A 14,655-nucleotide genomic window follows, 5' to 3' on the forward strand; every position below is an offset into this window, starting at 1 on the left:
ATACGCCCGTGGCCGGATCAGAAGATGTCGAACGCTTCCTCGCTCGGCACCGCGTCTTCCGGACCGTAATCGATGGTGCTTTCCATGCGCTCGAGATCTTCGGCCTTGACCCATTCGACGATGCCGCCGCTGCCTTGCGGCAACAGCCGTCCGCCGGCGCCGACCGAGACTTCGACCATGCCTTCCGGCGGTTCGTTCGTCATCAACGGTCGGTCCTTCAGCGCGACGCGCATGTAGTCGATCCAGATCGGCAGGGCGGCCTTGCCACCGTATTCGCGGTAGCCGAGCGATTTGAAGTCGTCGCGGCCAACCCACACCGTGGTGACGATGCCGCCGCCGAAACCGGAGAACCAGGCATCGCGGTGATCGTTGGTGGAACCAGTCTTGCCGCCGACGTCCTCGCGCTCGAGCACCTTGGCCGCGGTGCCGGTGCCGCGCTGGACCACGTCGCGCATCATCGATACCAGCTGGTAGGCGACACGCTCGTCGATCGCACGCTCTGCCAGGACGGCATCCGCCGCAGGTTTGGCCGACTGGTTGGCCGTTGTCTTGTCCGCGGCCGGCTTGGCCTGCGCGCTGGGCGTGCCCGGGCCGAAGTCGAAGCCGTCGACAACATTCGAAGTGCGTTCGGCGCCCGCACGTTGCCCACAACTATGGCAGGCCGTGGCCGGCTTCTCCTTGAAGATGACCCGGCCGTTGCGATCCTTGACCTCGTCGATGAACCATGGCGTGACCTTGAAACCGCCGTTGGCGAAGGCCGCGTAGCCGCGCGCCATCTGCAGCGGTGGCAGCGAAGCGGTGCCGAGGGACATCGACAGGTTCGGCGGAAGGCTGGCTTCGTCGAAGCCGAAATGACTGATGTATTTGCGTGCGTAATCGACGCCAATCGCATCAAGCAGGCGCACCGAAACCAGGTTGCGCGACTGCACCAGCGCTTCACGCAGGCGCATCGGCCCTGCGAAGTTGCCGGTGTCGTTCTGCGGCCGCCAGATATGGCCGCGACGATCCTTGAACACCACGGGAGCGTCGAGCACGATCGACGCCGGGTTGAAGCCGCGCTCGAACGCGGCGGCGTACAGGAATGGCTTGAAGCTCGAACCAGGCTGGCGCCGCGCCTGGGTGGCGCGATTGAACTTGTTGCCGGCAAAGCTGAAACCTCCGCTCAGCGCACGCAGCGCGCCGGTTTCGACTTCCAGCGACACCAATGCCGATTGCGCGCGCGGCAACTGCTCGAGCGCATAAGACACGGGCGTTGGCTTGGCGCTTGCCGGGGCCTTTTCGTCGGTTTTCGGTTCCTGCTTGCGCACTCGCACCAGATCGCCGCGCTTGAGCAACGCCGCTGGATTGCGTCCGGTCCATTCACTGGCGCGGGCATCGAGTTCGATTTCGCTGCCATCGGCGAGCAACACGGTGGCGGTGCCTTCGCCAGCACGGGTCACAAGCGCCGGCAGCAATCCGGCCTGGGCGGGGATGTTGCGCAGGTGCGCGCGCAGAGTCTCGGATGTGTCGTTGGCACCGAGCGCGATCTGCTTCTCCGCGCCATGCCAGCCATGGCGGTGGTCATAGGTGGCCATGCCGGTGCGGATCGCCTGGTCGGCCGCGGCCTGCAGGGCCGGATCGATGGTGGTGGTGACGTGGTAGCCCTTGGTCAGCACGTCGCCCCCGAAGCGCGCGACCATTTCCTGTCGCACCATCTCGGCTACGTAGGGCGCATACACCTCGACCGGGCGTTCGTGCGGCGTGGCGTGCATCGGCACGGCTTGCGCGGCGGCTTCCTCTGCCTTGCTGATGTAGCGCAGTTCGCGCATGCGTTGCAGCACGTAGTCGCGGCGGATGCGGGCGCGTTCGGGATTGGTGATCGGATTGCCGCTGGAGGGGAATTTCGGGATCGAGGCGAGCGTCGCTGCTTCGTCGAGCGTGAGTTGGTCCAGCGACTTGCCGTAATAGAACTCCGCCGCCGCGCCGATACCGTAGGCGCGATTGCCGAAGAAGCTCTTGTTCAAATAGAGCTGGAAGATTTCTTCCTTGCTGAGTTCCTGTTCCATCCGCATCGCCAGCAGCATCTCGGCGAGCTTGCGGGTGTAGCTGTACTCGGAGCTGAGGAAGAACTGTCGTGCCACCTGCTGGGTGATGGTGGAACCGCCCGGCACGCGTTTGTTGTCGGTGGTGGCGATCAGCCACACCGCACGCGCCACGCCCTTGTAGTCGACGCCATGGTGCTTGTAGAAGCGCGCGTCCTCGATGGCGATGAAAGCATCCTTGACCTGCTTCGGCACCTTGGCGATGTCGACCGGATAGCGTCGGGTTTCGCCGAACAACGCCATCAGGCGGCCGTCTTTCGCATAGACGTACAACGGCTCCTGCAATTCGACGTGGCGCAGGGTGTCGACATCGGGCAACTTGGGGGTGATCAGGAAGTAGAGCAGGCCCAGAGCAAGCACACCCAGGATGGCTACGCCGGCGAACGCGAGCAGCGTCCAGCGCAGCAGGTCACGAAAACGAGGCATCAACGCAGGTTCCGATTGCGGGTGTCGTGGCCGCGGAGTATAGAGGAGGCAGGGGGAACGGCCCGGTGGTGTACGGACGACGTCCGGATTCGACTCTCGATGCCGTTAGCGAAGGGGAAGTAACAAAGGGGGAAGGCGTCACCCGAGGTGGGGGGTGGTTGCCAACTCGTGAAAAGTCCGTTATTTAATGCTCTAGGGCACGAAGTGCGCGTAAGCGCCCGTGAATAGGGGAGAAACCGTGGGACTGATCACAAAAAGTCAGCCGCCCTTGATCGGCGTCGATATCAGCTCGACTGCGGTCAAGCTATTGCAGCTCTCGCGAGCCGGTAACCGTTACCGGGTCGAGCACTACGCCGTCGAGCCCTTGCCGCCGAACGCGGTGGTGGAGAAGAACATTGTCGAGGTCGAGGCGGTGGGCGAAGCCATTCGTCGTGCCGTCGCGCGCTCCGGCACCCGCGTCAAGCACGCGGCCGCCGCGGTCGCAGGTTCGGCGGTGATCACCAAGATCATCCCGATGCCGGGCGATCTCGATGAGGACGACCTGGAATCCCAAGTCGAGCTCGAGGCGGTCAATTACATCCCGTACCCGATCGAGGAAGTGAACCTCGACTTCGAATTGCTGGGTCAGATGCCGGGCAATGCCGAGATGGTGCAGGTGCTGCTCGCGGCCTCGCGCTCGGAAAACGTCGAAGCGCGTGTTTCGGCGTTGGAAGTCGGCGGCTTGACCGCCCGGGTCATGGACGTCGAAGCATTCGCGATCGAGAACGCGTTCGCGTTGCTCTCCGAAGGTTTGTCGGCTCCACGTGGCGGCATCATCGCGATGGTCGACACCGGCGCGACGATGACGACCCTCAATATCCTGCGCAATGGCCGCAGCATCTACAGCCGCGAGCAGGTCTTCGGCGGCAAGCAGCTCACTGATGAAGTGATGCGCCGTTACGGTCTTAGCTATGAAGAAGCCGGTTTGGCCAAACGCCAGGGCGGGCTGCCGGAGAGCTACGAGATCGAAGTGCTCGAACCCTTCAAGGAAGCGATGGTCCAGCAGATCAGTCGTCTCCTGCAGTTCTTCTACGCCGGCAGCGAGTTCAACCGGGTCGACCAGATCGTGCTGGCCGGTGGCTGCGCCTCCATCCCCGGCATCGCCGAAATGGTCGAGGAGCAGCTCGGTGTGCCGACCGTGGTCGCCAACCCGCTAGCGCAGATGACGCTCGGCCCGCGCGTGCAGGCGCATGCGCTGGCGCAGGACGCCCCCGCGCTGATGATTGCCTGCGGCCTCGCCTTGAGGAGCTTCGACTGATGGCCAGGATCAACCTACTTCCCTGGCGCGCCGAACGCCGCAAGCTTCGGCAGAAGGAGTTCCTGGTGATGGTCGGCCTGTCGGCCCTGGCCGCGGCAGTGCTCGCCTTCCTGATCGTCGGCTATTTCAAGGCGCAGATCAGCGGCCAGAACGACCGCAACGCCTATATGCGGGATCAGATCACCGAGGTCGACAAGAAGATCAAGGAGATCGAGGAACTCGACAAGAAGAAAGCCAAGCTGCTGGCGCGCAAGGAAGTCATCGAGCAGTTGCAGGCCAACCGTTCGCAGATGGTGCACCTGTTCGATTCGCTGGTGCGCACCATTCCCGACGGCGTCACCCTGACCACGATCAAGCAGGAAGGCGACATGCTGACCTTGGTCGGCCGTTCGCAGTCGAACGCGCGAGTCAGTACCTACATGCGCAACCTGGAAGGCTCGGGTTGGATGACCAACCCCGATCTGTCGGTGATCGAGGCAAAGGGTGAGAACAAGGGCCTGCCCTACGAGTTCAACCTGAAGGTCAAGCTGGCCAATCCGAACGCGCCTAAGGACACAGATGGCGATGGCGTGCCTGATGCGCCGGCCGCACCTGTCGCACCTGCAGCTGCGCCGACCACCACCCCGGCGCCGACCGCCACTCCGGGTGCACCAGCCACCACCCCGGCCGCGCCTGCCGCCCCGGCAACGACCACCGCACCCGCTGCCGCAGGAGGCGCGCCATGAGCCAGAAGAAGATGGCGCTGAGGGATCTCAGCTTCAACAACACTGCGATCTGGCCACAGCAATACAAGGTCGGCCTGTGCGTGCTGATCGGTGCCGTGATCATCGGACTGGTGTGGTACTTCATCGTGCAGGACCAGCGGACGGAACTGGCTACCCTGGAACGCCAGGAAGCCGACCTGCGCACCGAATTCGAAACCAAGCAGGGCCGTGCGTCCAACCTCGAGCCACTGAAACAGCAACTGGCCCAGATGGAGCAGCAGTTGCAGCAGATGCTGCGGCAGCTGCCGAGCAAGACCGAGATGCCGGACCTGATCATCGACATCTCGCAGACGGCGCTGGCTACTGGCATCACCAACGAGTTGTTCCAGCCTGGCCCCGAGGCACCCAAGGAGTTCTACGCGGAGAAGCCGATCGACTTGCGGATGGTAGGTACCTATCACCAGTTCGGTGCCTTCGTCAGCGGTGTCGCTTCATTGCCGCGCGTGGTGATCATGACCATGCACAACATCGTGCTGACGCCCAGGGGCGCGACGCCAGGCGCCAAGATCGGGCCGAACAGCATCCTCCAGCTGGCCGGTACGGTGAAGACCTACCGCTACCTGGACGAAGAAGAGACTGCAGCTCAGCAACAAGCTGCTGCAACTCCGGCGCAGGGAGGAGGAACCTAAAATGCGCATGCGCATGATGCAAACCACGCCCGCTGGTTCACGCACGCTGCTGTGGGCGGCACTTGTCGTCGCCCTTGCTGGCTGCGGTCGCGGTATTAGCAGTACGCCGGGTGAAGCACCCAATCTCGAGAAGTGGATCGCCGAGGTCAAAGCGCGTCCTGCGCCTCCGCTTGATCCGCTGCCGGTCATGCAGCAGTTCGAAACCTTCGAATATGCGGCACAAGCCCTGCGGGATCCTTTCAGTGAGTTGTTCACAGACCAAAGCGGCGGTAGTGGTCCGCGCCCGGATCCGAGCCGTCCCAAGCAAACGCTGGAGCAATTCCCGCTCGACAGCCTCGACATGGTCGGCACGATCGGCCGAGGTGAAGGGCTGATTGCGTTGGTAATGGCGCCGGACAAGGTCACCTATCGGGTGCGTCCTGGCGTGTACATGGGGCAGAGCGACGGTCGCGTGACCGGCGTGTTCGAAGATCGGATCGAAATAGTAGAACTGGTGCCGGATGGCGCGGGTGGCTGGCTGGAGCGTCCCGCTTCGGTCGCACTCGAAGATCAATGATTGGGGGATAGCACGATGACCGTATTCAACGCCAAACGTATGCGGCCGGCACGGCGCCCCATGTCCTTGCGCGCCGGTGCGTGCGGACTCGCGATCGGCCTGTTAACCGCGTTCAGCGCGGTAGATGCCGCGCAGCCCGCACGTTTGCTGATGGCGCAAGCGGCCACCGCACCGGTCCCCAGCCTGGATCCTGCCAAACAGCTGCCAGGCACCGTGAGCGTGTCGAACATCGACTTCAAGCGTGGAGACGGCGGCGCAGGCAGGTTGAGCCTGCGCTTCAGCGGCAGTGGAGCCACGCCGGACCTGCGCAACGAGGGATCGACGGTGATCATCGATGTCGGCAACGCCAAGTTGCCGCCGTCGCTGCAGAAACCTCTTAACGTCACCGATTTCGCTACTCCCGTTCAGCGCATCGATGCCCGTGCCAGCGGCGCCGGCACCAAGTTGGTGCTGAGCACCTCGGGCGCGTACGAGTCGCTGGCCTACCAGAGTGGTAACGAATACGTAGTCGAGATCGTGCCGCGCGCCGCACCAGCGCGTGCAGTCGGCGCGACCAGCGCGATGGGCGCAACTGTCTCGACAGGCTCCGCCCGGGCCTACACCGGTCGCCCGGTGACGTTCAACTTCCAGGACGTGCCGGTGCGCACGGTGCTGCAGCTGATCGCCGAAGAGTCGAATCTCAACATCGTTGCCTCCGACACCGTGACCGGTAATGTCACCTTGCGCCTGATCAACGTTCCGTGGGACCAGGCGCTGGACATCGTCTTGCGCGCCAAGGGCCTCGACAAGCGGCGTGACGGCAATGTGGTCTGGATCGCACCGCAGGACGAGCTCGCCAAATTCGAGCAGAGCAGGGAAGACGCGCGTATTGCGATTGAAGGTCGCGCCGAGATGGTGACGGAGTTCATCCCGATCAACTACGGCAACGCGGAAGACATTGCCAAGCTGTTAACCGAGGAGAGCAAGTCTGGCAGCGGTTCCGCAGGTGCCGGCGGCGCGCAGCGCGGGTTCCTCTCGGGCCGAGGCAGTATCAGTTTTGATCGCCGCACCAACACTATGCTCGTGATCGACATCCCGGCTAAAGTCGCTGAAATCAAGCGTCTGGTGTCTTTGCTGGATAAGCCGGTTGATCAAGTTTTGATCGAAGCGCGTATCGTGATTGCGACCGAATCGTTCGCACGCGAATTGGGCGCCAAGTTCGGTATCGCCGGCTATAAGGACAATGTCCTCTTCAACGGCAATGTCGACTCCAACACCAAGACTGGCGACTCGCTGGCCAGAACGGCGCAGGCAAACAGCGCGGATCCGCCACCGAACCCCTTGCAGATACCGACCATCACCAAGGGTCTTAACGTCAACCTGCCGGTCGTTGGCGCTGCAGGCTCCCTGGCGCTGTCGCTCATTAACGCGGGTTACATGCTGGATATCGAATTGTCGGCGTTGCAGCAGGAAGGTCGCGGTGAAGTCATCTCGAATCCACGCGTCGTCACCAGCAACCAGAAGGAAGCGGTGATCCGCCAAGGCAAGGAGGTTGGTTACGTCACGGTGACCGGCGGCCAGAGCAACAACGTCCCGACCGTCCAGTTCAAGGATGTCGTGCTGGAACTGAAAGTCACCCCGACCATCACCAACGACGGCCGCGTCTTCTTGAACATGGCGGTCAAGAAGGACGAGATCGATAGCTTCGTCCAGGCGGCTGGCGGTTCCGTGCCACAGATCAACAAGCGCGAGGTCAACACCGCTGTGCTCCTTAACGACGGCCAGACCGTAGTCATCGGCGGTGTTTACGAGTTCAGTGATCGCAGCCAGATGACCAAGGTTCCCTTCCTTGGCGACTTGCCGGTGCTCGGCAACCTGTTCAAGAAAAAGGGTCGCACCAAGGAAAAGGCCGAGTTGCTGATCTTCGTCACCCCGAAGGTGATGCAGGTTTCGCAACGCAACTGATCGCAGCAGTACATGTAATTCCACGACGGGGGCCGCATGGCCCCCGTCGTCGTTCAGGCGCCGTCTGAACCTTCACGGCGTGGATGGGTCAAAATCGCTCCGACGCAGTATCGAGCGCACTTCCGATGGACAGCCGCAGCGACCCCACATCCCGCCTGCACGACATATTCGGTGCGTTACGCGAGCAATTGTCGGAAACCATCGTTGGCCAATCCGCGTTGATTGAACGCCTGCTGATCGCCTTGCTCGCAGACGGCCATTTGCTGGTAGAAGGCGCGCCCGGTCTGGCCAAGACCAGTGCGATCCGTGCGCTGGCGTCGCGCCTCGACGCCGACTTCGCGCGCGTCCAGTTCACACCCGACTTGCTCCCCGCAGACCTGACCGGCACCGAAGTCTGGCGACCGCAGGATGGACGTTTCGAATTCCAGCCAGGACCGATCTTCCATCCGCTGCTGCTCGCAGATGAGATCAACCGCGCACCGGCGAAAGTGCAATCGGCACTGCTTGAGGCGATGGGCGAACGCCAGGTCACTGTCGGTCGCCATACCTATCCGCTGCCGCCGCTGTTCCTGGTGATGGCGACACAGAATCCGATCGAGCAGGAAGGCACTTTCCCGTTGCCGGAAGCGCAGCTCGACCGCTTCCTGATGTATGTGCGCATCGGCTATCCGGAAGCCTCGGCCGAGACCGAGATCCTGCGCCTTGCCCGCGAGCGTGCACGCGACAACCTGCAGCCAGCAACGACGACGCTCGCGAAGGTATCGCAGGCGGACGTGTTTGCTGCGCGCGCCGCGGTGCTCGACTTGCATGTGGCGCCGACGCTCGAACGTTATCTGATCGAATTGGTGCTGGCCTCGCGTGATGCGAAGCGCTACGACGCGGGTCTCGCGCGCCGCATCGCCTGGGGCGCGAGCCCGCGTGGCTCGATCGCGCTGGAGCGTTGCGCGCGAGCGCGCGCTTGGCTGGCCGGCCGGGATTTTGTGACTCCTGACGACGTGCGCGCGATTGCACCCGATGTCTTGCGGCATCGCGTCCTGCCGAGTTACGAAGCCACCGCCGAAGGCTGGGATGGCGACCGCCTGGTGCACGCCTTGCTCGACAAGGTGCCGCTGCCCTGAGCGCGAGGGACGAGGCGATGCTTACAGACGTTGCTGCGCATCACTCTGGCGACGGCATCGTGCCGACGCTGGCAGAACTTGTCGCGCTGCGTGCTGTCGCGCAAGGACGGCGTGCGGCCAAGCGCGGTCGGCATGGGGTCAGTGGCCATGCGCTATCACCGATGCGCGGGCGCGGCATGGAATACGCCGAATCGCGCGAGTACACGATCGGCGACGACGCGCGACATATCGACTGGCGACTCACCGCGCGCAGCGGCCGCCCCCACACCAAACTGTTCCAGGCCGAGCGTGAGCGCTTGACCTTGATCGTTGCCGACACCACCCCGGCGTTGTATTTCGGGACCCGCGTGCGTTTCAAATCGGTACAGGCTGCGCGTGCCGGTGCGATCGCGGCGTGGGCCGCGGTGCGCGATGGCGATCGGCTCGCGGCGTTACGCGGCAGCAACAAGGAGGCGCCGGTGCCGCCGGCATCCGGTCCGCGTGGGGCGTTGCGCGTGCTCGATGCGCTGGTGCGCTGGTACAGCGCGCCGCCCACCGATGATGCAGGCCTCGTGTTCGCGTTGGAGCACGCCGAGCGTCTGCTGCGGCCTGGTTCGCGCCTAATCGTGCTGGCCGATCCGACCAGCATCGCCGCCATCGATACGCGCCGCTGGACGGGGCTCGCGGCGCATCACGAGATCGTGGTGCTGCTGCTCACCGATCCGCTGGAACGCGATCCGCCGAAGGCGGCATTGCCGTTCATGGCAGGCGACCACCGGGTCGAACTCGACTTGGCGGCAGCCGCGCAACGGCAACGTTGGCGCAATGAATTCGTCGTGCCGCTGGATGCCGCGCTCGATGTACTGCCATCGCGTGGCGTTCGCGTACATGGCTTGTCGACCGATGCGGCCAGCGAGGCATGGCTGCCACTGCTCGGCCGCGTGCAGCCGCAGGTGGCCTGACATGCAACCTGACAGCCTGCCGCTGCGCGACATCCATCAAACCTTGCCGCCGCCGTGGTGGCCGCCGGCACCGGGATGGTGGCTGCTGGCGGCCATTCTCCTGATGCTGATTGCAGTTGCGTGGTGGTTTTCCGAACGCCGCCGCCGCCGTGAACAGGCGATCGCTGCATTGTTCGATGCCGCCTTGCAACGTGCCGATTCGCCGGCGGGGCAGGTCGCGGCGATGTCGGACCTCCTGCGGCGGGCGGCGCGACGCCATGACGCCGGGGCCGATCGTTATACCGGCGATGTCTGGTTGCAGTTCCTCGATGCCGGCCTGAAGCAGCCCGTGTTCGCCCAAGGCGCGGGGCGCTTGTTGTTGGAAGGTGCGTTCAGATCCGATGTCGGTGCCAAGGACGTCGCGGCGTTGCGCCCGTTGGCGCGTATGCGCTACTTGTCGTGGATGACGGCGAAGCGATGAGCCTGCCGCAGCTCGTTGCATTGCAGGAGGCGCTCGGCAATTTCGCCTGGCCGTGGCTGCTATGCGCGTTGCCATTGCCATGGCTGGCACGCTGGTTGCTTCCATCGCGACGCAGCGCGTCTGCAGCCTTGAAGGTCCCGTATGGCGCGCGCATCGATGCGGTAGCCGCAACAGGTGGACGCAGCGTGCGTGGACGCGGTCCCGGAGCGCTGGCGTGGTTGGCGTGGGCCCTGCTGTGCATCGCAGCGGCGCGGCCGCAGCAGCTCGGGCCTGCGATCGCACCGCCGCAGGTCGGCCGCGACCTGATGCTGGCAGTCGACCTGTCCGGCAGCATGAGCGAAGAGGACGTGGAACTCGGCGGCAATGTCGTCGATCGTTTGACTGCGGCGAAAGCCGTGCTCGCGGATTTCCTGGATCGTCGCGCCGGCGATCGGGTCGGCCTGCTGGTGTTCGGCGACCGCGCGTATGTGTTGACGCCGCTGACGCTCGATCGCGACTCCGTGCGCGACCAGCTTGCGGACAGCGTGGTCGGCCTCGCGGGGCGCGCAACTGCGATCGGCGATGCGATCGGGTTGGCGGTCAAGCGCCTGCGCACGCAGCCTGCGGATCAGCGCGTCGTGATCCTGCTCACCGACGGCGTCAATACCGCTGGCACGCTCGCTCCGGACAAGGCTGCGGAGCTGGCGAAATCAGAGCACGTGCGCGTGCACACGATCGCCTTCGGTGGCGAAGGCGGACTGACCGTATTCGGTTTCCGCTTGCCGATGCCGGGTGGCGGCGATGAGATCGACGAAGCCGGGTTGCAACGCATCGCCCAACAGACCGGCGGCCGCTTCTTCCGCGCTCGCGATACCGAATCGCTGGCCGAAATCTACGCCGAGATCGACCGACTCGAGCCCGTGCAACGTCCCGGCCAGAGTGTGCGCCCGCGCATCGAGCGTTACGCCTGGCCCTTGGGTGGTGCGCTGGTGTTGGCGCTGCTCGCCTTCGCAGCGAAGCGGAGGTTGACGTGATCGACGTCCTACCGACGCTGCATTTTGTCCGCCCCGATTGGTTGTGGGCCTTGCTCGCGTTGCCCTTGCTCGCATGGTGGTGGCGGGCGCGGCGTCGACGTGAGAGCGTGTGGCGCGGCGTGGTCGATCCACACCTGCTGCCGCATCTGCTCGAGACGGCCCCGGATCTGCGCACGCGCGGCGCAATGCTGATCGGCGCACTCGCGTATGCGCTGGCGGTGGTCGCGCTGGCGGGACCGGCGTGGCAGCTGAGCGAGCAACCGCTGTGGCAGAGCAAGGCGCCACTGGTGATCGCATTGGACCTGTCCAGCACCGCGATGGCGTCGGACTTGCCGCCTTCGCGCCTGCTGCAGGCGCGCGCCAAGCTCGCAACGCTCTTGCGCGAGCGTGCGGGCGGCCAGGTTGGCCTCGTCGCCTACGCTGGCGATGCATTCACTGTTGCACCGCTGACCGATGACGCCGGCAATGTCGCGCTGTTCCTCGATGCGCTGGCGCCGGACGTGATGCCGGTCGACGGCCAGCGCACCGATCGCGCCATTGCCTGGTCCATGCGCTTGCTCAACCAAGCCGGTTTCGATCGCGGCGATATCCTGCTGCTCACCGATCACGCCGATGCGGAGGCGCGCAGCGCAGCGGCAACGGCCGCACGCAGTGGTTATCGCGTGTCGGCGCTCGGACTCGGCACGGAGGCTGGTGCCGCCTATCGCGACCGCGATGGTCGCATCGGACGTACACGGCTAGATGCCGGCTCACTAAGTGCGCTGGCGAAAGCCGGCGGCGGCCGCTACGCGACGCTGGCGACGGATGCCGCCGATCTGCGTGCGCTCGGCGTGCTGGATCCGCAACAAACCGACACCGCCAGCGCTCGCGGCACCACCGGCCAACACTGGCAGGACGAGGGTTACTGGCTGCTGCCGCCGTTGTTGCTGCTGGCGCTGCTCGCATTCCGCCGTGGCGGCGCCACGATGACGGCGCTCCTGGCGCTTGCGTTGTTGCCCATGCTCCCTGCGCATGCACAGGAGTCAAGTACGTTGTGGCGCCGTCCCGATCAGCTCGCGCATGCACGCATGGCGCAGGGCACCGAGGCCTACCGCAAGAACGATTTTGGCCGGGCCGCGCAGGCATGGACGGGTCTCGACAGCGCCGATGCGCATTACAACCGCGGCAACGCCTTGGCGAAACAAGGCCAGTACCCGCAAGCCATCGCGGCCTACGACGATGCCTTGCGCGTGCAACCGGGCATGGCCGACGCGCTTGCCAACAAGCGGGCGGTGGAGGCGGCGATGAAGCGCAAGCCGCCGCAAGGGCAAAAGCGGGACAATCGCGGCCAGAAGAACCAGCAACAACAATCGCAGGGCGGACAGAACCCGCAATCCGGCGCCTCCTCGCAACCATCGAAGCCCGGACAGTCGCAACAGCAGCAGGGTGCGCAATCCCGCGGCAATCAGCGGCCATCGCCACCATCGCAATCTGCACAACAGCCGCAACCGGCCAAGCCTGTCGACGCCGAGACGCAACGTGCTGCGGACGCCGCACAACGCGAGCGCATGCAACGCGCACTGGCGCAGGCGCGCGGAGGCAAGGCAGGCGAGCGTGCACAAGCGCAAGCGCAAGCGCGCGCCGAGACTTCGGCCGAGCGCGAACGCCGTCTCGCCACAGAAGCCTGGCTCAAACGCATCCCGGATGATCCGGGTGGCTTGCTGCGCGCCAAATTCCGCCTCGAATACGAACGCCGTCAGCGGCAGGGAGCAGACTGATGCGCATGGCGCTGCGGATGATCACGATGCTGGTGCTCCTGTTCGCCGCTGTCGTTGCGCAGGCGCAGACGCGTGCATGGCTGGATCGCGATCGCATCGCGATGGGCGAAACCGCGACCCTCAATATCGAGACCGATCAGCTCATCGGCGTGCCTGACTACACACCGTTGCTGAAGGACTTCGATCTCAGCGGCCACAGCAGCCGCCGCGAGGTTGAAAGCAGCAACGGCCAGACCCGGACGCGCACGTTGTATGCGGTCGCATTGCGGCCGATGCGTGATGGCGTGTTCGGTATCCCGGCGCTGCGCGTCCGCAACCAACTCACGCAACCACTCACCTTGACCGTGGCACCCAACGTCGCGGCTGCGTCACGCGCACGCGGCGACGCCTTCATCGAAAGCGAAGTCGATGATCCCGACCCTTACGTCCAGCAACCGGTGCGTTTCTCGGTGCGTTTGCATTCCGCGATTCCGCTGATCTCGGGGCAGCTCGACCAGGCCGCACCGGAAGGCGCGACGCTGCAGCGTGTCGGTGATGATTTGCAGTACTCCCGCGAGATCGGTGGGCGCCGCTATTTCGTGCTCGAACGCCGCTACCTGCTGATCGCGGAACGCAGCGGGACGTTGACCGTTCCCGGTGCGCGCTTCCGGGGACATGGCGTTGGCGACCTTTTTGACGAACTCCTCGGCAACCGCCGACGTGAACTCGATACGGTCGCCCCGTTGCGCACGATGCATGTGCGCGCTGTACCGGCGAACGCACCGCAACCGTGGCTGCCGCTACGCGACCTGCGCCTGCGCTACACGGCGACGCCGCAACAGGTGCGCGCGGGCGAAGCGACGACGGTCGCGGTCGAAGCCGTCGCCGACGGCGCCAGTGCAGCCCAGCTGCCAGAGCTGCAACTGACGATGGGCGATGGTGCGCAGGTCTTCCCCGAACCGGCACGCATCGACGAATCCTTCGCCGCAGGCCGTCCGCAAGCCACTGTGACGCGTCGCTTCTCGATCGTGCCGGCACGCGCAGGTACCTTGCGTGTCACCGGACCGCGCCTGGCATGGTGGGACGTGACTGCGGGTGCAGCACGGACGGCGACGCTGCCGGCGTTGTCGCTGCAAGTCGCGCCGGGCGTCGGCAACTTCGCCACACCACCACCCACCGATGCCGCGAACGCCGACGACGGCCGTATCCGCGTGCCGGGCGTGCAAGGTCGCATCCTGCCGTGGGCATTGGCGACGGTGTTGTTCGCGATCCTGTGGTTCGTGACGTTGTGGTGGGGCCTGCATCGACAGCCGCATGCAACCACGACGCCAATGGCAGCCGCACCGCCTGCGACAGGCGGCACGACGCGGGCGCACTTCAAGCGAGTGCTTGATGCCGGTGATCTCAGCGAAATCGCCGACAGCCTGTGTGCGTTGGCAAGCCCGCCGGTGGATAGCCTCGATGAACTCCGCGGACGCCTCGATTCCGAACCACAGCGCGCCGCAATCGACATGTTGCAGCGCGCGCGCTGGGCTGGCGGCGATGCCGCAGTTGCACGCACGGCGGTGCGCGCGGCATTCAAGCGCGGGCCGCAATGGCGGCCATCCGCGCCGAGCAAACCAGAACCGTTGCCGCCGTTGTACCCGCCGACCTGATCGACCGGTTTGCTAAGCTCCGCGGGTCTTTGCAC

Annotated in this window: 12 protein-coding genes; 11 read left to right on the forward strand and 1 reads right to left on the reverse strand. The window is 65.0% G+C overall.

All coding sequences use genetic code 11. The annotated features are described in order from the left end of the window. Positions 1–17 precede the first annotated feature (17 nt). Positions 18–2,507: a penicillin-binding protein 1A gene (locus MO486_RS11675; RefSeq protein ID WP_242907816.1), complete on the reverse strand. Its 2,490-nt coding sequence runs from the start codon at positions 2,505–2,507 to the stop codon at positions 18–20. A gap of 238 nt (positions 2,508–2,745) precedes the next feature. Between MO486_RS11675 and MO486_RS11680 the strand changes: the two genes are divergently transcribed. The 11 genes from MO486_RS11680 (at position 2,746) to MO486_RS11730 (ending at position 14,620) form a co-directional block, all read left to right on the forward strand. Continuing rightward, positions 2,746–3,804 (forward strand): pilus assembly protein PilM, encoded by a 1,059-nt coding sequence (locus MO486_RS11680; protein ID WP_242907818.1) that lies wholly within the window; start codon positions 2,746–2,748, stop codon positions 3,802–3,804. Then, positions 3,804–4,529: a PilN domain-containing protein gene (locus MO486_RS11685; RefSeq protein WP_242907820.1), complete on the forward strand. Its 726-nt coding sequence runs from the start codon at positions 3,804–3,806 to the stop codon at positions 4,527–4,529. The genes MO486_RS11680 and MO486_RS11685 overlap by 1 nt, the downstream gene beginning before the upstream one ends. After that, positions 4,526–5,197 carry a type 4a pilus biogenesis protein PilO gene (gene pilO / locus MO486_RS11690; RefSeq protein WP_242907822.1) on the forward strand — a complete coding sequence of 224 codons (672 nt, stop codon included), beginning with the start codon at positions 4,526–4,528 and terminating at the stop codon, positions 5,195–5,197. Before MO486_RS11685 ends, pilO begins: the two co-directional genes overlap by 4 nt. Positions 5,198–5,204: 7 nt before the next feature. After that, entirely contained in the window at positions 5,205–5,753 is a 549-nt protein-coding gene (locus MO486_RS11695) for a pilus assembly protein PilP (RefSeq protein WP_242907824.1), read from the forward strand. A 15-nt stretch (positions 5,754–5,768) separates the two neighbouring features. Beyond that, positions 5,769–7,697 carry a type IV pilus secretin PilQ family protein gene (locus MO486_RS11700; RefSeq protein WP_242907826.1) on the forward strand — a complete coding sequence of 643 codons (1,929 nt, stop codon included), beginning with the start codon at positions 5,769–5,771 and terminating at the stop codon, positions 7,695–7,697. A gap of 125 nt (positions 7,698–7,822) precedes the next feature. Beyond that, positions 7,823–8,815 (forward strand): MoxR family ATPase, encoded by a 993-nt coding sequence (locus MO486_RS11705; protein WP_242907828.1) that lies wholly within the window; start codon positions 7,823–7,825, stop codon positions 8,813–8,815. Between the two features lie 17 nt (positions 8,816–8,832). After that, a complete protein-coding gene (locus tag MO486_RS11710) occupies positions 8,833–9,756 on the forward strand; it encodes a DUF58 domain-containing protein (protein WP_242907830.1) in 924 nt (307 codons plus the stop codon). A 1-nt stretch (position 9,757) separates the two neighbouring features. Then, positions 9,758–10,216 carry a DUF4381 family protein gene (locus MO486_RS11715; protein WP_242907832.1) on the forward strand — a complete coding sequence of 153 codons (459 nt, stop codon included), beginning with the start codon at positions 9,758–9,760 and terminating at the stop codon, positions 10,214–10,216. Then, positions 10,213–11,229, forward strand: coding sequence for a VWA domain-containing protein (locus MO486_RS11720; protein WP_242907834.1), 1,017 nt, complete (start codon positions 10,213–10,215; stop codon positions 11,227–11,229). Before MO486_RS11715 ends, MO486_RS11720 begins: the two co-directional genes overlap by 4 nt. Then, positions 11,226–12,986, forward strand: a complete 1,761-nt coding sequence (locus MO486_RS11725) for a VWA domain-containing protein (protein WP_242907836.1) — start codon at positions 11,226–11,228, stop codon at positions 12,984–12,986. The genes MO486_RS11720 and MO486_RS11725 overlap by 4 nt, the downstream gene beginning before the upstream one ends. Beyond that, positions 12,986–14,620, forward strand: coding sequence for a BatD family protein (locus tag MO486_RS11730; protein WP_242907838.1), 1,635 nt, complete (start codon positions 12,986–12,988; stop codon positions 14,618–14,620). Before MO486_RS11725 ends, MO486_RS11730 begins: the two co-directional genes overlap by 1 nt. The last annotated feature ends 35 nt before the right edge of the window (positions 14,621–14,655 follow it).

This window comes from Lysobacter sp. CFH 32150 (assembly GCF_022758295.1).
In the GTDB taxonomy this organism is placed as follows: Bacteria; Pseudomonadota; Gammaproteobacteria; order Xanthomonadales; family Xanthomonadaceae; genus CFH-32150.